Source organism: Arthrobacter sp. MYb213, assembly GCF_002979915.1.
Classification (GTDB): Bacteria; Actinomycetota; Actinomycetes; order Actinomycetales; family Micrococcaceae; genus Glutamicibacter.
The window spans coordinates 1-18,180 of the sequence record NZ_PCQA01000001.1 but is presented as its reverse complement, the minus strand read 5'-3'; the positions used below and the strand labels follow the sequence as shown (position 1 = coordinate 18,180).

16 protein-coding genes are annotated in these 18,180 nt (G+C 54.9%); all 16 read right to left on the bottom strand.

Features of this window, described 5'->3' with window-relative positions; all coding sequences use genetic code 11:
- Positions 1-204 precede the first annotated feature (204 nt).
- The 16 genes from CQ011_RS00080 to mraZ all read right to left on the bottom strand — a co-directional run bounded on the left by CQ011_RS00080 (position 205) and on the right by mraZ (position 17,904).
- Positions 205-501 (bottom strand): YggT family protein, encoded by a 297-nt coding sequence (locus tag CQ011_RS00080; RefSeq protein WP_105673511.1) that lies wholly within the window; start codon positions 499-501, stop codon positions 205-207.
- 24 nt (positions 502-525) lie between these two features.
- On the bottom strand, positions 526-1,077 hold the full coding sequence (locus CQ011_RS00075) for a cell division protein SepF (protein ID WP_105673509.1): 552 nt from the start codon (positions 1,075-1,077) through the stop codon (positions 526-528).
- 125 nt (positions 1,078-1,202) lie between these two features.
- Positions 1,203-1,925 carry a purine nucleoside phosphorylase YfiH/LACC1 family protein gene (locus tag CQ011_RS00070; protein WP_105673507.1) on the bottom strand — a complete coding sequence of 241 codons (723 nt, stop codon included), beginning with the start codon at positions 1,923-1,925 and terminating at the stop codon, positions 1,203-1,205.
- A 19-nt stretch (positions 1,926-1,944) separates the two neighbouring features.
- Complete coding sequence (gene ftsZ / locus CQ011_RS00065; RefSeq protein WP_105673505.1) at positions 1,945-3,117, bottom strand: cell division protein FtsZ; 1,173 nt, start codon at positions 3,115-3,117, stop codon at positions 1,945-1,947.
- A gap of 218 nt (positions 3,118-3,335) precedes the next feature.
- Positions 3,336-4,067, bottom strand: coding sequence for a cell division protein FtsQ/DivIB (locus tag CQ011_RS00060; RefSeq protein WP_105673503.1), 732 nt, complete (start codon positions 4,065-4,067; stop codon positions 3,336-3,338).
- A 17-nt stretch (positions 4,068-4,084) separates the two neighbouring features.
- Complete coding sequence (gene murC / locus CQ011_RS00055; RefSeq protein ID WP_105673501.1) at positions 4,085-5,488, bottom strand: UDP-N-acetylmuramate--L-alanine ligase; 1,404 nt, start codon at positions 5,486-5,488, stop codon at positions 4,085-4,087.
- A 3-nt stretch (positions 5,489-5,491) separates the two neighbouring features.
- Complete coding sequence (gene murG / locus CQ011_RS00050; protein ID WP_105673499.1) at positions 5,492-6,616, bottom strand: undecaprenyldiphospho-muramoylpentapeptide beta-N-acetylglucosaminyltransferase; 1,125 nt, start codon at positions 6,614-6,616, stop codon at positions 5,492-5,494.
- Positions 6,617-6,671: 55 nt separating this feature from the next.
- The gene (locus CQ011_RS00045; protein WP_286161026.1) at positions 6,672-7,913 is read right to left on the bottom strand and encodes an FtsW/RodA/SpoVE family cell cycle protein; all 1,242 of its coding nucleotides are present in this window, start codon (positions 7,911-7,913) and stop codon (positions 6,672-6,674) included.
- Positions 7,914-7,939: 26 nt separating this feature from the next.
- On the bottom strand, positions 7,940-9,475 hold the full coding sequence (murD, locus tag CQ011_RS00040; protein WP_105673495.1) for a UDP-N-acetylmuramoyl-L-alanine--D-glutamate ligase: 1,536 nt from the start codon (positions 9,473-9,475) through the stop codon (positions 7,940-7,942).
- The gene (mraY, locus tag CQ011_RS00035; RefSeq protein WP_105673493.1) at positions 9,457-10,560 is read right to left on the bottom strand and encodes a phospho-N-acetylmuramoyl-pentapeptide-transferase; all 1,104 of its coding nucleotides are present in this window, start codon (positions 10,558-10,560) and stop codon (positions 9,457-9,459) included. The genes murD and mraY overlap by 19 nt, the downstream gene beginning before the upstream one ends.
- The gene (locus tag CQ011_RS00030; protein WP_105673491.1) at positions 10,557-12,014 is read right to left on the bottom strand and encodes a UDP-N-acetylmuramoyl-tripeptide--D-alanyl-D-alanine ligase; all 1,458 of its coding nucleotides are present in this window, start codon (positions 12,012-12,014) and stop codon (positions 10,557-10,559) included. The genes mraY and CQ011_RS00030 overlap by 4 nt, the downstream gene beginning before the upstream one ends.
- A gap of 50 nt (positions 12,015-12,064) precedes the next feature.
- Positions 12,065-13,648, bottom strand: a complete 1,584-nt coding sequence (locus CQ011_RS00025) for a UDP-N-acetylmuramoyl-L-alanyl-D-glutamate--2,6-diaminopimelate ligase (RefSeq protein ID WP_105673489.1) — start codon at positions 13,646-13,648, stop codon at positions 12,065-12,067.
- On the bottom strand, positions 13,642-15,456 hold the full coding sequence (locus CQ011_RS00020; protein WP_286161025.1) for a peptidoglycan D,D-transpeptidase FtsI family protein: 1,815 nt from the start codon (positions 15,454-15,456) through the stop codon (positions 13,642-13,644). The genes CQ011_RS00025 and CQ011_RS00020 overlap by 7 nt, the downstream gene beginning before the upstream one ends.
- Before the next feature lie 76 nt (positions 15,457-15,532).
- Positions 15,533-16,315: a cell division protein FtsL gene (ftsL, locus tag CQ011_RS00015; RefSeq protein ID WP_105673487.1), complete on the bottom strand. Its 783-nt coding sequence runs from the start codon at positions 16,313-16,315 to the stop codon at positions 15,533-15,535.
- Positions 16,316-16,318: 3 nt separating this feature from the next.
- Positions 16,319-17,311, bottom strand: coding sequence for a 16S rRNA (cytosine(1402)-N(4))-methyltransferase RsmH (gene rsmH / locus CQ011_RS00010; RefSeq protein WP_105673485.1), 993 nt, complete (start codon positions 17,309-17,311; stop codon positions 16,319-16,321).
- A gap of 179 nt (positions 17,312-17,490) precedes the next feature.
- Positions 17,491-17,904 carry a division/cell wall cluster transcriptional repressor MraZ gene (gene mraZ, locus CQ011_RS00005; RefSeq protein ID WP_105673483.1) on the bottom strand — a complete coding sequence of 138 codons (414 nt, stop codon included), beginning with the start codon at positions 17,902-17,904 and terminating at the stop codon, positions 17,491-17,493.
- Positions 17,905-18,180: the final 276 nt, after the last annotated feature.

Sequence of the window (18,180 nt, the reverse complement as noted above, 5' to 3'; positions counted from 1 at the left end):
TCATTTCCGCCCGACAGTTGCTGTCTTGCGAAACACTTACCGTTCATTCAGTGTCGCGACCGGTGAAGTCGGAGCACCATTTCCTAAAGGATATAACGATTCGGACACTAATTACGAAACCGAACTGCCGGTTCAACTCAATTTTATTGTTTTTTGCTCTTCAGGACCTCTTTAGAACCTCGTATTCTTCTACGAAATCCCTAATCAGTTCCCTATGTTGTAACCTACGCCACTTACGATCGATTTGACAATCATTACGACGATAAACAGGATCAAAAATGACAAGTCAAGCCGGATTCCACCGATATCCAGAGGTTTGATCTTGCTACGCAGCCACCGTAGTGGAGGGTCCGTTATCGTGACGATTGTTGTCGCAGCGATCAGAGCAATCCCTTTAGGATGCCAGTGTCGAGCGAAACTTTCAGTTATGTCCAACACAATTCGCATTATCAACAGAATTTGTAGGACAGCTAACAAGAGATAAATTATCCCGAACACCATTTTTACGCGCTCGCTCCTGGCAACTTAGCTCTGGTTAAAGAAGGTCGCCTGGGCTTCGGACTGCTTGCGGTCTTCTCCCAGTACTTCAACAGTGGCTGGGGACAGCAAGAAAACCTTGTTAGTAACTCGTTCAATCGAGCCGTGGAGTGCGAAAACCAGGCCAGCCGAAAAATCGACTAAACGCTTGGCATCGGTTTCTCCCATGTCGGTGACGTTCATGATCACCGGGATTCCGTCACGGAAGTTCTCACCGATGATTTTGGCATCGTTGTAAGAACGTGGGTGCACGGTAGTAATTTGACGCAATTCGGAATCCTCATCCCGTACTGAAGGGGCACGCTTAATGGGTGTGACCGGAGCACGGTATTCGTTCTCTGGTTCTTTGGCTACTGAATGCGGTGCAACCGATTTAACAACCGGCTGCGGGCGCGGGGCCTCGACTGGACGTTGCGTTGCAACATCCTCGACGGCCCGTACCTGGGTCCTCGGTTCTGAGTTGTCCGTATCGACCTCACTCTGCTCAACGGCATCCGCCAAGCCGAGATAGACCATTGCCTTGCGTAGTCCGTCAGCCACGTTTTTTCTCCTCAGTTGTCCCGTCCATGCAACCCCAGGTGCATGAATCCGCTACTCTGACGCTACCGCACGCCAAACGGCTGGCATTGCTCATTCGATATTTTTGGGCGGTGTGTCGCGCAGGCCTATATTTTCGGCCAAATCAGCCCGGCTAGTCGGCCCGACCGTGAACTTCTTCGGTAGGAGAAGAATCTCTCATCTTCTAGCGTGCAGACACCACTTTGCTGCACATTTACTCCGAGATCTGACAATTCCTTGTGCGCGGAGGCCGGCAAGTCGAGCGCCGGAGTGCCCCAGCTAGTGTTGCTTCGTATTCCGGGGCGAGACTGCTCTGATTCCACGGCCATTGATTCGGGGACCTCATAGCACTGGCCACAAATTGCCGGGCCAATAACCGCCTCGATGTGCACGGCTCCCAATGCTTGAAGTTCACCCACCGTACGGGTCAATATTCCGTCCAGTAGCCCCCGCCGACCCGCGTGGGCCGCTGCAGTGAACGTTTGCTTCCGGGCAGCGTCTTTAGCGACGAATAGTACCGGCAGACAATCTGCAACCATCACCGCCAGCGCTTCGCGTCCGGTGGGGTCCACCAGCGCGTCACAGGTTGGCGCTTCCGGCTCTGTCCACGAGGTGCGCCGCTCCGAGGCTATGTGCACCACCTCGGTGGAATGAATCTGGTTCATGAAGTGCAAAGAAAAACGTCGAACCCCGATCGAGTCTTCCAATCTGGCCCGATGTTCCCCCACGAGGTGGGGGTCATCGTTCACATGCAAGGCAAGGTTTCCCTCGGCTTGCGTGGTAAACGCCAGGTGGATACTCGAATCGAGGTTCGACGCGAAATGTAGCACTGCTCAGCTAATCGCTGATTTACTTCAGGAAGTCAGGAACGTCCAGATCATCGTTCGAACCGTTAAGGTCCGAATCGACAACATCTGGAAGATCCTGGAAGGAGTTGTTCTGCTCTGCAGCAACCGGCTTCGCTTCCGGCGCTGGCGCCGCTTCTGCCGGTGCAGCCTGTGGAACAGGTTGCTCTTGCGCTGGACGGCTTGTTGCTGGCTTAGAGACCAACGGAGCCATTGGCTTGCTGGTGACATCTGGCTCGTCAAAGCCTGCTGCAATCACCGTGACACGCGCTTCGTCGCCCAAGGCATCGTCAATGACGGCACCGAAGATGATGTTTGCCTCTGGGTGTGCGACTTCCTGCACCAGTCGAGCAGCCTCGTTGATCTCGAACAAGCCGAGATCCGAACCACCCTGGATGGAAAGGAGCACGCCGTGTGCGCCGTCGATGGATGCTTCCAGCAGTGGCGAAGCGATTGCTAGTTCGGCGGCCTTAACCGCACGATCTTCGCCTCGGGCCGAGCCGATACCCATCAGTGCCGAACCAGCACCCTGCATCACGGACTTGACGTCCGCGAAGTCGAGGTTGATCAGCCCTGAGGTGGTGATCAGGTCAGTGATGCCCTGAACACCGGAAAGCAAGACCTGGTCTGCCTGACGGAATGCGTCGAGCACCGACACGTTACGGTCAGAGATGGACAGCAGGCGATCGTTAGGAATAACGATCAGCGTGTCGACCTCATCGCGCAATGCTTCAATGCCGTTTTCGGCAGAGTTCGCACGACGACGACCTTCGAAGGTGAATGGACGGGTTACAACACCGATGGTCAGTGCACCCAGTCCGCGGGCGATACGTGCCACGACAGGTGCGCCACCGGTACCGGTGCCGCCACCTTCGCCGGCGGTCACGAAGACCATATCGGCGCCGCGTAGGACGTCTTCGATTTCTTCTACGTGATCTTCGGCTGCCTGGCGTCCCACATCAGGGTTAGCACCAGCGCCGAGGCCACGCGTAAGTTCGCGTCCCACGTCTAGCTTTACGTCGGCATCACTCATGAGTAGAGCCTGCGCATCGGTATTGATGGCGATGAACTCAACGCCCTTGAGACCGACTTCGATCATTCGATTGACTGCGTTTACACCGCCACCGCCGATTCCGACGACTTTAATGACCGCGAGGTAATTCTGTGGAGCTGCCACGTCCCGCTTCCCTTGTTAGATGTGCTACATATTTCACGATTCATGCGTAGAACCTTGACTCTTAACCTTAAGGTTAAGATTCTGTCAAGCTATCGCTATTAAGAACGCTATGAGCCATGCTGGCTTTCTGCAACGACCGCTGGGGCGTGTCGTCTCTTGAAACCTATCTTTCCAGAATTTCCCTTGAGAATGTTCATCCCTCGCCCGTGGCGAACGACTTAATACGTCACCGGGTTTTCTGGATTGGTTACGTCGATGACTTTAGCCTTGGCCTTATTTTCTTTGAGCTGTTTCAGGAAAATATTAGCCACTTCGTTTTTAAGTGCGGCTTTATCTCCGTCTCCCCAGATCAGAGTTCGCTTGTTCGGCAAGGCTAGCTCCATGAAGCCAGCCTGGGTGAGGGTCGCCGTTGACACCTGTTTAAGCACCTTTGGCTCCACGGTACTCAAAATTCCCGTCAACAGTTGAAATTTCTCGGGATCTTTCGTTTCATCTGACGCTTTGACGCGAGGAAGCTTGGTTTTATCTTTCTCACCAATCTTCTTCAGCTTCTCGCCGGTGGAGGAAACAATAAATGAGTTCTTGCCGTCCACTAAGATCGCTACAGGTTCAGCTTCAACGACCTCAACTACGAGAGTATCTGGCATCTTTGCTCGGACAACGATTTCATCCACGGCCGGTTCATCACCGATGAGTTCCGCTACGCGCGACTCTGAGATGCGTGGCAGTGGAACCCCCTGCAACGGGGCCAACACCTCAAGTAGCTTTTTCTCGCTGACCAATTTACTGCCGGTCACTTCGATTTTTTTCGCCGCAAGCAACGGAGAAAAACTCAGCACCAGCACGGCGGTAACGCTCAAAGCCACAATGCTCGCGGCAATAATGAGTAGCAGCTTGCGACGCTTTTTCTCCGGACTTGCCGGAAGCTCGACTACCTTGGAATTTTCCATCACATTAACCTCCAGATTTAGTCGAAGGACAATGCAGCAACAATTTGCTCGCCCAGTTCGGTTACATCACCGGCGCCGATGGTCATCACCACGTCACCAGGCTCGGCGTACTCCACCGCATGGGCTACTGCAGCCAGCGGAGTGAGAACCTCGCTAGGTACTTCAATGCGCTGGGCAATGAGCTCGCTGGTAACCCCAAGGATCGGCTCTTCGCGGGCAGGGTAAATTTCTAACACCCGCACGCTATCTGCCAAAGACAAGGCCTGGGCAAACTGACGGTAGAATTCCTGGGTCCGGCTAAAGAGGTGTGGCTGGAAGATGACGTGCAACTTTCCGTTGCCTGCCACCGCTCGGCCGGCCTTCAACGCGGCATCAACCTCGGTGGGGTGGTGAGCGTAATCGTCATAGACTCGAACGCCATTGCCCGAGCCTTTAAATTCAAAGCGACGAGCGGCACCAGCAAAACTTCCCAGCGCCACCAACGCTTCTTCAATCTCCAGTCCCGCGTCCATGCCTACGGCTAGCGCCGCTGCGGCGTTGAGCAAATTGTGCTCCCCGGGCACCGCGAGATTCAGAATATGACTCTGACCGCTACCCCACTCGATGGTGGCCTCAAATCGGCCATCTTCCAAGGCCCGGGCGTTACTAAGTCGGCGATCCGCGTGATCGGCAAAACCGTAGGTCTGGATCCGCAACTCGGGTCGTTCCGCACGCATCTTCCGCGCAAGATCATTAGCACCTTGGTCATCGGCACAACAGATGAGCAGACCGTCTTCGGGTAACAAGCGAGCGAATTCTACGAAAGCTTGGTGGACCGCTTCGGCGGTGCCGTAGTGATCCAGATGATCCGCCTCAATATTGGTGACGACGATGACATTTGGTCGGTAGTTTAAGAACGAAGCATCAGACTCGTCTGCTTCCGCCACGAAGATCTCTCCACGGCCCAATTCCGCATTCGTACCAAGACTTGGAATGTTTGCTCCCACGGCGAAGGATGGCGCAGCCGATGCGGTTTTGAGCATGTGGGCGGTCAACGAGGTAGTCGTAGTTTTTCCGTGGGTACCGGCGATAGTCACCACCTGCTGATGTCCACGCATAGTCGCTTCGAGACCCTCGGAACGGTGCATGATCTTCAGTCCACGGCGCAATGCTTCATCGTATTCCGCGTTGCCTGGTTTGATGATCGAGGAGATCACCACGGTGTCCGCATCACCCAAGTTTTGTGGGTCGTAGCCGATATGGATCCGAGCGCCACGTTCACGAAGGCCTTCAAGGACCGGCAAATCCTTGGCGTCTGAACCAGAGACCGCTACCCCGTAGTCCAGGAGCAGTCGGGCTACGGCTGAGACGCCGACGCCGCCAACGCCCATCAGATGTACCTTGCCTAATTCGGCGATGTGGTTGCCTGGCTGCTGTGCCATAATTTAGCCTTCCTGACCCGACGCGGAACGCCGGGATGAAACTTCGTCGATAATCATTGCTGCCATCTGTTCGGCAGCGTCTCGTTGTCCCAGCGAAGCAGCAGCTTGCGACATCTGTTCAAGTTTATGCTGATCGGTGATCAAGTTCAGGACCGTGTCGGTGACATAGCCGGGAGTAAAGTCCGAGTTCGAAACCAATAATGCGCCTCCGGCTGCAACCAGCTCGCTCGCATTTAGTTTCTGTTCACCGTTGCCAATTGGCAATGGAACGAGAACTGAAGCGGTTCCAGCCACCGCCAGCTCGCACACGGTGCCCGCGCCGGAACGGCAGATCATCAGGTCTGCCGCGGCGTAAGCGAACTCCATTCGGTCCACGTACTCGCGTTGCGTATAACCGGCGTGTTCCAGATGGTTACCTTGGGCATCGGTAATTTGCTTCCCTCGACCGGTGATATGCACTACGTGCACTCCTGCAGCGTGCAGCTGGTCAAGCGAAGCAACAATAGTCTCGTTAATGCTCTGCGCACCGGAAGACCCACCGGTGACCACCAGCACCGGCGACTGATCGGTGAGGCCAAAGTACGCACGAGCCTCGTCACGAATCGCGGACCGATCCATCAGCGCGACGTTAGATCGCATCGGCATGCCAACCTGACGTGCGTTTGGTAGTCCGGTGTTAGCGAATGTAGTTCCGACACCGACCGCGTGTTTTGCACCCAGCTTATTGGCCATGCCTGCAACCGAATTTGCTTCGTGAACAAAAGTTGGGATGCCAAGCTTTTTAGCCGCTAGGTAAGCCGGGGTGCAGACGTATCCGCCGACGCCGAGCAATGCTTCGGCTTTGGTTTCTCGCAGTATCTTCTTTGCTTCATTGATTGCGCTGAGGAACCGAAACGGAAACTTGAGCAGATCGAGGTTGATGCTTCTGGGCATCGGCGCCTTAGGGATCAGCGCTAACCGATAACCGGCTTCGGGAACCAGCTTCGTTTCAAGCCCACCGGGAGAACCCAGGGCAACGACGCTTGCCTGCGAATCTTGCTCACGCACTGCATCTGCGATGGCTAGCATTGGCGAAATATGGCCGGCGGTTCCGCCTCCGGCAACGACCAGACGGATCGGATCACTCATGGCTTTTATACTCCTCGGGTCCAAGACCAGCGATTAGGCACAATCAACGTAAAACTTACTTTGGCGACTTTTTGGTGTCCGTAGCAAAGTTCGCTAGGGCAGCAAGTTTCTGAGCGCGTGCCGAACAAAGCACGAAGCCCATAGCTAGCATTACCGCAAGCATCGCCGAACCACCGGAAGAAATGAAAGGTAGCGGCACACCAATGACCGGTAGCAATCCACTGACCGTACCAAGATTGATGAATGTTTGTCCGATGATCCAGGTGGAAATGCAACCCATCAATACCTTGGTGTACAAATCACTGGCGCGCATCGCGATACGGAACATGGCCAAGGCCAGCAGTGCAAACATGCATAGGACGAAGAGAACACCAACAAATCCGAATTCTTCGCCAAGAATTGAGAAGATGAAGTCGTTTTGCGCTTCGGGAACGTAGGACCACTTGAGTCGTGATTGCCCTGCTCCGACGCCGAACCAACCGCCGGAGGCGAATGCGTGCAGTCCCATGCTGGACTGGTAACAGATTCTGTCATCGACACCGCAGTCAATTTTCAACCAAGCCAACACACGTGCACGACGGTTAGAAGAAGCGAATACCAGCACCGCGAGCATTGCAAAACCTACAATGCTCGCCAGCGCTAGCCACTTCATCTTCAGTCCGCCAAGAAACAGTGCCGTGGCAATGATCAAGATCAATACCAGCGCGGTGCCTACGTCTTTACCGGCCAACACCAGTAAAAGAATGGCGCCGCCGATGGGAAGAACGATAGGTACAAATAAGTGCTTGTAGTCGTGGAGCATGTTTTGCTTTTTTTCAAGCATGAATGCAGCAAAAACTGCCAAGGCTAACTTCGCAAACTCACTGGGCTGCAGGCCGATGGTGCTGGTAATACGAATCCAGTTTCGGTTACCCAGGACCTCATGGCCTAGTGGAGTGAACGCCACTAGGAACAACAGTAGTACCGCCACGAGTGCGGCTGGCCAGGCCAGTCTTTTCAGCGTTGCAGGTTTGAAAAACTGCATCACTATCATCGCAACAATGCCTAACCCGGCAAACATCGCTTGGGATAACGCCACGGTGAAACCATCATTGCCGCGAGCAATTGCCTCAACGGACGCCGAGGACTGCACCATCAGCACACCAAATATTGCCAAGGCAATTGAGGTGACAAACACCAGCATGTAATCGATCGAAGCGGTGCGTGCACTGCCAGATTCGATGTTGCCGATGAGCCGACCTACCGGGGAGAACTTAGGCTTTCTATTCTTGGTGTTTTTGCCACGTGCTGTTGCCATCATTGCCTCCCGTCCGGTCCAGTTGCTTACTTAGTTCCTGCGGTTCCCTCATCCATGACATCACTGACAGCGCTGATAAATGCGTTGCCACGCTGGGCGTAGGAACTGAATTGGTCCATCGAGGCAGCTGCCGGGGCCATCAATACGGTATCCCCCGCTTGAGCAAGTTCTGCTGCCTTGCGCACGGCTTGGGTCATCACCTGCGAGCCTGTCGGAGGCACTGCCGTGGCAGCTTGTCCTAGCGCGGTGATATCTACCAACTGAACGTCACTAGCATGTTCGGCCAGTGCCGCACGCAGTGAGTCGTTATCGGTACCAATGAGCAGTACGGCGCGTAAACGCTGAGCATGAGTTTTGATCAGCTCGGTGTAGTCCACACCTTTAGACAGTCCGCCGGCAATCCACACCACCGAGCTAAAGGCTGCCAGCGAGGCATTAGCTGCGTGCGGGTTAGTGGCCTTTGAATCATTGATCCACAAGATGTCATCGCGTCGCGCCACTGCTTGAATACGGTGAGCACCAGAATCAAAACTGCTCAAACCCATAGCGATTGCCTCTGCTTCTACCCCGTATGCTCGGGCTAAAGTAGCGGCCGCGGCGGCATTGGCTGCGGTATGCTTCGGAACGATTTCACCGATGTCGCTCAGCGCCACCAGTTCTAAGGCGTTGCTTCGGCGCTCTTCGATAAATGCGCGGTCCACCAATAGTCCTTCAACTATCCCTACGGTGGAAACCGTTGGGCTGTCGGTAGAGAAGCCGATGGCGCGGCATCCTTCAACGACATCCGCGTTCTCAACCATTTGAAGTGTCTTGGCGTCTGCGACGTTAAAGATCGCGGCGATTTGGGTTCGCTCATAGATCTTGGCTTTATCGGCCTGGTAGGCCTCAAAGCCACCATGCCAGTCCACATGATCTTCGGCAATATTCAAGACGACGGAGGCCAATGGAGAGATGCTGTGGGTGTAGTGCAGCTGGAAGCTGGAGAGTTCAACAACAAATACGTCGTAGTCCACCGGTTCACGAACCGCATCCAAGATGGGGGTGCCCACGTTGCCCACGGCGATCGCACGTAAGCCGGCGGCCTGCAAGATTGCTTCGGTCATGCCTACGGTCGTGGTTTTACCGTTGGTACCGGTGATCGCTAGCCACTGCGGCGCGGTGCGACCTGCACGGTTCTGCACTCGCCAGGCAAGTTCAATATCGCCCCAGATTTCTATCCCGGCTTCGGCTGCAGCAGCCAAGACTGGGTGGCGTGGATTCCAGCCTGGCGAAACCACGACCAGATCCGGCGCGGCCCCGTCAACCTGCGGCAACGAATCGATATGTTCTGCACCGAGCAACACCTGATGTGCTCCGACAATTTTCAGGGTCTCGGCACGCTGCGAGTTGATCTCATCATCGCGTCCGTCAATGACGGTAACTATGGCGCCAAGCTCAATCAGTGTGTCGGCGGCCGAAAATCCGGAGAGCCCCAGACCTGCAACAACAACGCGCAGATCTTTCCAATTTGCATCCCAGCTGGTCAGATTGGCCAGTTTTTCACTCACAGTGCGACAACCCATTCGGAGTAGAACAGACCCAGCCCGGCTGCGACAAAGAGACCGGCCAGAATCCAGAAACGAATAACAACATTCTCTTCGGGCCAGCCCGAGAGCTCAAAGTGGTGTTGCAAAGGCGCCATCTTGAAGACGCGCTTACCACCGGAAAGTTTGAAGTAACCAACCTGGATGATCACCGACAAGGCGATGATGACGAACAGGCCGGCAATGACAACCAGCAACAGCTGGGTACGTGAGAGGATCGCCATCGCTGCGAGGGCGCCACCAATAGCTAGCGAGCCGGTATCCCCCATGAAGATCTTCGCTGGCTTAGCGTTCCACCAGAGGAAGGCGATCAAGGCGCCGGAAATCGTTGCACCGAGCAGCGCTAGATCCTGCGGGTCGCGCACGGTGTAGCAAACTTCCATCGCATTATCGCGGCCACAGGCCTGGTTTTGTTGCCAGATACCAATGAGCGTGTAAGCGCCGAACACCATAATCGAAGCACCAGTGGCAAGACCGTCAAGACCGTCAGCCAAGTTCACACCGTTGGTGGTCGCAGTGGAGATCAGATTGGCCCAAAGCACAAAGAGAATCAGACCCACCAATGGTCCGGCGAAGGCTAGGTCAATCTTCAGATCTCGCAAAAATGAAATCGCCGTCGACCCGGGCGTCAGCCCTTGAGCGTTAGGGAACTGCAAGGCAAGAACTGCGAAGCTGATGCCCACAATCGCCTGTAAGACGATCTTCTGGTAGGCGCGCAGTCCCAAGGAACGCTTCTTGGCGATCTTGATGAAGTCATCGAGGAAGCCGACAAGTCCCATTCCGCCGAACAAGAGCAATACCAGCAAGCCGCTGGCGGTAATCCCGGAGGAAGTACGCCCCATCAGCCCTAGGATGCCGTGAGTGAGGAAGTAAGCAACAAAGACCGCAAGGATAAAGACCACACCACCCATGGTGGGGGTACCGGACTTCACCGCATGTGAGTTCGGTCCGTCGTCACGCACTACTTGTCCGTACTGCTTTTTGGTCAGCAGTCGGATATACAGCGGCATGGCCACCATGGTCAGCACTAAGGCAATGCCTGCGCCTAGAATCAATGCGATCATGCGTCTTCGCCTTCTTTCACCAGTGCTGCAATGTCATCACCTAGGTGTCGTAACCCGGCGCCATTTGAAGATTTGAACAAAACTATATCGCCGGGCAAAAGCTGCTCGGCAAGCTGGCTACGTGCCTCTTCGATGGTTTCCACGAAGTAGGCTTCGTCACCCCAACTGCCTTCGAGCACCGCCGAGTTATATGCCAGCTTTGCGCCCCAGCCAATCACCAACAACTTTTTGATGTTCATTCGTACCGCGATGCGGCCCAAAACATCATGCTCGTGTCGGGATTCGTCGCCGAGCTCCAGCATTTCGCCTAATACCGCCCAGGTACGCCGGGCAACACCTTGCTCGTTAGGAAGTCCTAGTTCGGCCAGCGTGCGAAGTGCTGCACGCATGGACTCTGGATTCGCGTTGTACGCATCGTTAATGATGGTCACTCCATCGGCGCGCTCAATGCGTTCCATGCGCCAGCGACTGCCAGCAGTCAGCCCGTCAAGGGTCTGCGCAATTAGGGCCGAGTCGATACCTAGTTCAGCGGCTGCACCTGCAGCGGCCAAGATATTCGAGACATGATGGCGTCCAAGCAGTCCTGAGGTGATGCGCTGGCTGTAACCATTGGAAAATTCTAGAGTCAGTTCAGGCTGTCCATCGGAGTTGACCACGACATCTTGCGCCCAGACGCTCGCGTTCTCGGGTTTGTTGCTGACGGTACCGAAGTAACGTACCGCTCCCCCGGAGCGCTGCGCCATCCGTGCGACTCGCGAGTCATCAAAATTTAGTAGTGCGGTCCCGGAAGCGTCTAAGGCTTCAACAAGTTCGCCCTTGGCCTTTTCAATATTTTCCACTCCGCCAAATTCACCGGCATGTGCGGTGCCTACACACAACACCACCCCGATCTTAGGGTGGACCATATCGGTGAGGTAGGTCAGGTGGCCAATACCGGTAGCGCCCATCTCGATCACCAAGTACTTGGTGTCTTCGGTGGCACTAAAGACGGTCAGGGGTACTCCGACTTCTCCGTTATAGGAGCCAATCGGCGACACCGTAGGCGCAACCTTGGACAGAATGGTTGCTAAGAGGTCTTTGGTGGTTGTTTTGCCGGCCGAGCCGGTGATACCGATGACCACGGCGTCGTTTTTCTTCTTCAGATACTCAACGATGTGCGCAGCGATCTGGCCCATCGCTTCGACCGCGTCATCGACAATAATTGCCGGATGTTCGGCTCTTTGCTCGTCGAGGGTGACACGTTCGGCGAGGGCCAACGTGGCTCCGCTGGACAGGGCTTTGTCAATAAAGGCGTGTCCGTCAGAAAATTCGCCGGGTTTAGCAACAAAAAGGGCTCCGGGAAGCACGTCACGCGAATCGGTAGTAACCGATGAGATGACGGTGGATGGGGCGACAGTAGCTGTCGCGCGACCCCCGGTGATCGCGAGCAGGTCGGAGAGAGACAAATCAATCATGGCAATTAGGACTTTACACTTGAGCGGCGGTTGAGGAGGACTTCTGTGAGCTAGTAAATGGTCACAAATCCATGAAGCTTTAGCGCATTGGCCAGTTCGACGCGGTCATCTAACTCAACGTCAATACCGGCTACGTCTTGGCTAACTTCGTGTCCGCGACCGGCAACGAGTATCGCGTCTTGCACTCCAGCCAAACTCACAGCGAACTCTACGGCTTTAGCGCGTGGCGCGATGTTAAATAGCTGAACCGATGTACGTTCAGCGTCGATGACCGCTTGCGCGCCGGCGGCAACCTGTTCGCGGATTGGTTCCGGGTCTTCCCCATGTGGATCGTCATCGGTGACAATAACGATGTCTGCATGACGCGCCGCCACGGCACCCATATCTGGGCGCTTGGTCTTGTCACGTTCACCGGTGGCACCGAAAACGATAATTCGACGTCCTTGCTCGGTGACGCGCATCGATTCCAAGGCTTTGGCAATGGCATCGGAGTTATGCGCGAAGTCCACCACGGCCACCGGTGACTCGCCAATGACTTGCATACGACCTGGAACCGATACTGACAGTGGGTCAGCTTGCTTCAGTGCTTCCTGGAGCCGTTCTAGTGCGACACCGCTGGCCAGCACCATCACGGTTGCCAGCGCCGCATTGGCGACATTAAACAGTCCCGGCAAACCGGTGCGGGCATGAATTTCACGTCCATCGCGGTGCACGATGGAGAACTCATGTCCTAATACGCTGGGCGCAATGTTCGCTACGTGCCAGTCGGCATCGGTCTTTGAGTCAAGGCTCAGTGACTCGGTGGGAATTGACGCATTCTGTGCCAGTCGCTGTCCATAGGAGTCATCGACCATCACCACTGCACGCTGGCTGTGCTCCGAGGTAAACAGTTGCGCCTTGGTCTGGAAGTAGTCTTCCATGGAGCCATGTAGATCGAGATGGTCCTGGGTGAGGTTGGTATATCCGGATACGGCAAACTGCAATCCGTCGACTCGACCGTAACTCAGCGAATGGCTAGAAACTTCCATTGCCACCGTGGAAATATCTTGTTCATGCATCCGTGCAAGGACACCATGTAACTGGGTGGCCTCGGGGGTGGTGAGCACGCTAGGGATAATTTGACCGCGAGCAGACATTTCAATGGTGCCAACAAGACCTGCGTGTGAGCCAAGGGCCTCGGTAATTGCCCGGATCATAAAGGTGGTGGTGGTTTTACCATTGGTACCGGTCACCGCTAGCAGTTCCGGGCAGTTCCGGGCAGTACCGTAGACCATGCTGGCGGCACGAGCTGCAATTTTACGCACGTCACTGACTACTGCCACCGGAATCGATGCCGGTTCCGCCAACAGATTGAGGCCCGCCTCATCGGTGATCAGCGCGACGGCTCCATTGGCTATGGCGGTGTCTAGGAATTCTGCGCCGTGACGTTTTGCGCCCGAGATGGCCAGGAATACGTCCCCGGGCTGAACTATCTGTGGGTTCAGGCTCACTCCGGTAATAGGTCGCTTATTAGCGGCTCCATGAGCGGTTGCAGCGAGAGGTTCTAGCAACTGATCAAAGTCGATGCCTTTGACCGTGCTAGGTCGCAAATGATGTTCCAGCTCGCGTGGCGTGCCTGATTCCTGAACTACCAAGGTTTCTTTTGTTCCTTACCAACGAAGACGTCATACGCTTCTGATTTTGTGGAGCTTGGTGGCACGTTGTAGGTGTTGAGTACGTGACTCATTACTTCGGTAAACGTGTCGGCGACCGAAAAGTTTTTCCAGCTACCTTGCGGACGGTACATGGTTGCCACCACAACGTACTGTGGGTCATCCAGTGGTGCTACGCCTGCGAAGGAATAGCTGTACCCGTCATAGCCCTTATCACTTGCGGCCTGTCCGGTACCTGTTTTACCGCCTACGCGGTATCCCGGTATCTTCATTTTAGTACCGGTGCCCGATTCCACGACGCCTTCCATGAGCTTCAGCATCTCTTTTGCTGTCTCTTTCTTCACAACGCGGCTCGTTTTTGACTGATCCGGTTCGGTTACGCTTCCATCATCGTTTTTATAGCCTTCAATGAGGCTCGGTGCGATGCGCTCTCCGCCGTTGGCTAGAGTCTGGAAAATCGAGGCGGTGTGAAGGACAGTTTGCGAATAACCTTGGCCAAACATCGTGGTGTACTGCTGGCGGCGATCCCAATTTTCTGGTTTCGCCAGCTGTCCAGCGCTTGCACCGTTTAGTCCAAGGTAAATCGGGCTTCCTAGCCCAAACTTTCGCATGTAGTCATAGCGTTGTTTTTTGGTCAGCTTGTTTCCGACCATCACGGTACCGGTGTTGTAGGAACGAGCAAAAATTCCAGCCGCAGTCATATCGAAAGTGTCGTGTGGCAAGGAGTCGTTAATAGTCTCCTTGGTGACTGTGTACTTGTTCGGAACACGGAACTCGGTCTTAGGCGTCACCGCTCCCTGATCAATTGCCGCAGCAAAAATTGCAGCTTTGCCGGTGGATCCAGGCTCAAAAGCCCGGGTAATGGACACGGAGCGACGAAATTCTGGATCGGTAGCACCTGGGTCATTGGGATCTAATTGAGCAGAGTCACCAATGGCAAGGATCTTGCCGGTCTTTACTTCCTGAACGACTACCGATACCCATTGGGCATTAAACTGCTTCTGCTTCTTCTCGGCCTCACGCTGTGCCACATAGTTCACATCGGAGTCGATGGTCAGCATGACGTCTTGGCCGTTAACCGCTGGGGTCTCTTCAACCTCGGTGACCGGAATGCGGACGCCGTCGGCACTGACCTCAATCTTGCGACTGCCTTCGGTTCCTTTAAGATGCTTCTCTTGGCTCAGTTCTAAGCCTTCAGCACCCACCACGGATGTTTGATCCTCAGAGTTTCGCACAAAACCTAGGAGCGGTCCGGCGATCACGCCTTGTGGGTACTGTCGTTCGCTACGTAGCAATGGGGAAAGGCGTGGGATGCCGACTTCCATCACTTCGTTTTTAACTTCTGGAGTGACTCCCTTGGCCAGGACCACGTAGCCTTTGGGTTTGGCACCGTCCTGCGGCTGAACGGAAGTGGCAAGCTCTGCTGGATCCTGGTCAAGAATCTGGGCTAGTTCCTTGACCGCCTGATCCCAACCGATGAACTCGCTACCGTTGGTGCCATCGCGCTTGGCGCGGCGGAATTGATCTCGCTGGTCTCGCTGGTCAATAACCAGGTCGTAACGGTCAACGCTGACCGCCAACAACGTACCGTTGCGATCAACGATAGAACCACGGGTCGGCGCGATGACTTCTTCGCGCTGGCGGTCTGCCTGCGCGGCATCGGCGACGGTCGAAGCGTTAATTCCCTGTACCCAAAACAATCGGCCCGCGATTGCTAGGAGTGCTGCCAAAGATAAGATGAGCAAAAAACGCATGCGCTTTTTTGCTGTGTCCAGTGCGGTCGAGCTCACGGTGATACTCAGTCCCCTCAACGTGGTTTCTTGACAGCGAGAATTACCGTCGTGGTTCTAGCTTAGAAAGCGAAAGCTAGTTCGTCGGGGATTTGATCATTGGTGCTGGGATCGTGCCGCCGTTGAGTTCGCTATCTTTGAAGACCGGTCGTCCGTCATCGGCAATCTTGCGAGTTGCCGATTCGTCTTTCACTACAGACTTCGTGGAATTCTTCGAGTCCGCCGAATCGGTAGCCGGCTTCGCATCATCTTTAGAGGCATTGCCCACAGTAGGCACTGGTGCCTTGGACTCACTCTTCTTCGTGTCGGCCTTTGCCTTCTCGCGGATGCTCTGCCCCGGTAGTGGCAACGTTGCGTAGTTGGCGGAATTACCTTCCGCCTCCACGGCCTTGTCTGCAGACTTCGTGATGGAGTTGTCGTTGAGATCCACCAGTCCAGGAGCCCCCGGTGCTACTAAGCCAAGCGCTTTCGCTTTTTTGGCCAGCGCCTGCGGAGCTGACAGCGATTGAGCTTCCTTGAGTAGCGCCTGGTTTTCTTGCGAGAGCACGCGTTCTTGGTTTCGCAAAGACACAATGTCATATTGTCTTTGGGCTACCGACGTGTTCATCAGCACGAGCGTAACTATCACTGAAAATGCCACGACGACCAGAGCAATCACCATGACCAACATCGAACGCTTGTTGGTCTCGTTAATACGCGGTACGAGTGAGAGCGTAACGCGCTGGCGCGAATCAAGCTCTGGAAGTTCACTTGCTGCCACTGGTTCCGGACGAACGGCGCGAGCAGCACTACCGTCGACAACCGTCTGTGCGGTCATTGCGGCGGTCTTGGTGACTCGACGTTGGGCTCGTTGGGTCATGGGCTAGCTCCTTTTCAGAACTCTTTCGACCGCACGCAAGCGGGCCGATGCAGCACGTGGATTTTCTGCGATTTCTGCTTCTGTCGGCTTCTCGGTGCCCTTGGTGAGTACCTTGAATTCGGGCTTATGCTCTTCCAGCTCAACTGGAAAACCCGGAGGAGCCGACGAGGTAGAACCCTTGACGAAGTGACGTTTGGTGATTTTGTCTTCGAGCGAGTGGTAACTCATGACGACCACCCGGCCGCCAACATGTAGTGAGGACATCGACGCAGGTATAGCTCGTTCCAGAACGTCAAGCTCTTCATTCACCGCAATACGCAATGCTTGGAAAGTTCGCTTTGCAGGGTGCCCTGAGGTGCGTGCTGCAGCAGCAGGAACTACCGAGCGAATAACCTCGACCAGCTGAGCTGTCGTCGTGATTCGTTCTGTGGCTCGCGCCTCCACGATGGCTGTAGAAATTCGACCCGCAAATTTCTCTTCGCCCCACTGACGAATAATCCGGAGCAGTCGCTCACGGTCCAGGTCGTTGACCAAGTCTTCGGCAGTTGGACCCACCGAGGTGTCCATACGCATATCTAGAGGCGCATTGTAGGAATATGCAAAACCTCGTTCGCGCTCATCGAGTTGCAATGAGGAAACACCAAGATCAAAAAGTACGCCGTCGATTCCCGGGAAACCCAGGTCTTCCACCACGTCCGAGATTTCGTCGTAGACCGCATGCACAAGGTCTACTCGATCTTCGAAAGGCTTTAGACGAGCTCCGGCAAGCTGGTGAGCCTGCTCGTCACGGTCAAGACCGATCAGGTGGAGATTGTCGAAGCGTTGCAGGATCGCCTCGGAGTGTCCACCCATTCCTAGGGTGCAGTCCACAACAACGGCTCTACGTCCGTCGGCATTGGCGCGCTCGATGCCCGGTGCCAAAAGATTGACGCATCGATCCAGTAATACCGGAACATGTCGCTCCGAAGCTGGTCGTTGAGAATCTTGATTCGGCACTGCGCCCCCTTTTCGCTGTTGTTGTCTCCGCTGGAATCAGATCCCCATCCAACCTCGTGTCGATGAATTTTGATCTGGATCCGGGGAAGTGGAGCCAGAGCAAGTCACCGTCAAGGTGGCTGGAGATCTCATCCCAGCGTTCTTGTTTCTGTGGAAAACACCGGAACCCGCAATGGGTTCTAGTCTTCGTCCGTTTCGGAAAATACTTCTTCCTGTTCTTGCAAGTACTGCTGCCAGGCAGTGGAGTCCCAAATTTCGATTCGGTTTCCCGCACCGATGACCGTCACTTCACGGTCCAAGCCTCCGTAGCTACGCAATACCTGCGGAATCGTGACTCGTCCTTGTTTGTCTGGCAATTCGTCAGAAGCACCTGACAAGAACACACGCGCATAATCTCGTGCTTTACGCGAAGTCAGCGATGCCTGAGCTAGTTGCTCATGTTGCTTCTCAAACTCGCGCTGGCTAAAGACATATATGCAACGTTCCTGCCCTCGGGTAAGCACTAGGCCAAATGAGAGCTCGTCACGATATTTAGCAGGCAGAATTAGTCGACCTTTTTCATCGAGTCGGGGCGTGTACGTTCCAAGGAACATGCACACCGCCTCTCCCGCAAAGTGGTCCAATTACCCAATTCCCTCTACTGCACTCCACTTTACTCCACAACCCTCCACTGTCAACGCAAACAACGCGTTTTCGCGAGGAGTTGGAATTAAAAAAGGCCTTGATTTCGCGGGTTTTTCCCAGCTTCTGTTGTGGAGGGTCTAAGGAAGAATGGACCGACAGTTAAGGAGTTCTGGCGCAAAAAGGCCGAGAAACCGCTGTTTATGGGCAGAATCTAATTTTGGGGAGCACTATGGAGGGGGGCGGGG

Bases quoted from the DNA above. Each gene is read 5' to 3' on its own strand.
- CQ011_RS00080 (WP_105673511.1), bottom strand. From the start codon at position 501: ATGGTGTTCGGGATAATTTATCTCTTGTTAGCTGTCCTACAAATTCTG.
- CQ011_RS00060 (WP_105673503.1), bottom strand. From the start codon at position 4,067: ATGGAAAATTCCAAGGTAGTCGAGCTTCCGGCAAGTCCGGAGAAAAAG.
- murC (WP_105673501.1), bottom strand. From the start codon at position 5,488: ATGGCACAGCAGCCAGGCAACCACATCGCCGAATTAGGCAAGGTACAT.
- murG (WP_105673499.1), bottom strand. From the start codon at position 6,616: ATGAGTGATCCGATCCGTCTGGTCGTTGCCGGAGGCGGAACCGCCGGC.
- CQ011_RS00045 (WP_286161026.1), bottom strand. From the start codon at position 7,913: ATGGCAACAGCACGTGGCAAAAACACCAAGAATAGAAAGCCTAAGTTC.
- murD (WP_105673495.1), bottom strand. From the start codon at position 9,475: ATGGGTTGTCGCACTGTGAGTGAAAAACTGGCCAATCTGACCAGCTGG.
- mraY (WP_105673493.1), bottom strand. From the start codon at position 10,560: ATGATCGCATTGATTCTAGGCGCAGGCATTGCCTTAGTGCTGACCATG.
- CQ011_RS00030 (WP_105673491.1), bottom strand. From the start codon at position 12,014: ATGATTGATTTGTCTCTCTCCGACCTGCTCGCGATCACCGGGGGTCGC.
- ftsL (WP_105673487.1), bottom strand. From the start codon at position 16,315: ATGACCCAACGAGCCCAACGTCGAGTCACCAAGACCGCCGCAATGACC.
- mraZ (WP_105673483.1), bottom strand. From the start codon at position 17,904: ATGTTCCTTGGAACGTACACGCCCCGACTCGATGAAAAAGGTCGACTA.